Origin of the sequence: Mycobacterium sp. E2497 (genome assembly GCF_001668695.1) — a bacterium.
Lineage (GTDB): Bacteria > Actinomycetota > Actinomycetes > Mycobacteriales > Mycobacteriaceae > Mycobacterium.
In genome coordinates this window covers 1-501 of record NZ_LZKD01000029.1, presented here as the reverse complement: position 1 = coordinate 501, position 501 = coordinate 1, and the positions used below count along the sequence as shown (strand labels likewise).

The 501-nt window shown below is 71.5% G+C and carries 1 protein-coding gene; it reads right to left on the bottom strand.

All coding sequences use genetic code 11. The features are described 5' to 3' along the window. A partial coding sequence (locus tag A5713_RS02460) for a VWA domain-containing protein (RefSeq protein ID WP_156751714.1) occupies window positions 1-496 on the bottom strand: 496 nt, incomplete at its 3' end. Between the last annotated feature and the right edge of the window lie 5 nt (window positions 497-501).

Here is a 501-nt window from a genome sequence, read left to right as displayed (position 1 = left end):
CCACCGTCGCGATGGCCTGCAACGCGGTGAAGAGCCCTTCGCCCGTCGCGGTCTTGGGGGCCGGCTTCAGGCTGTCGATCGCCGCCTTCACCGCCGCACGGTTGGTCGTCGGCGAGACCAGCAGCGAGGCGTTGGCCGCGAACTCCACCAGCCCCAGGTTGATGCCCGGGGTCAGCTGGGTGGCGAACTGGGCGGCCGCCTCCTCGGCGGCCTTGAGCCGGTTGGGGGGGACGTCGGTGGCCCGCATGGACTGCGACATGTCGATGACCAGCACGACCACCGCGCGGTTGCGCGGGATGCGCATGTCGTGGGTGGGTGTGGCCAGCGCGATGGTCAGCAGGATCAGGCTGAGCAGCGACACGGCGATCGGGATGTGCCGCGTCGGCGACTGCGGCACGCTCGCCTCGGTGAACCGGCGCAGCCGGCGCCGGCGGCGGGACTGGACCACGACGTACACCGCGAGCAGAGCCAGCGGGAGCAAACCGAACAGCAGCATGCCGG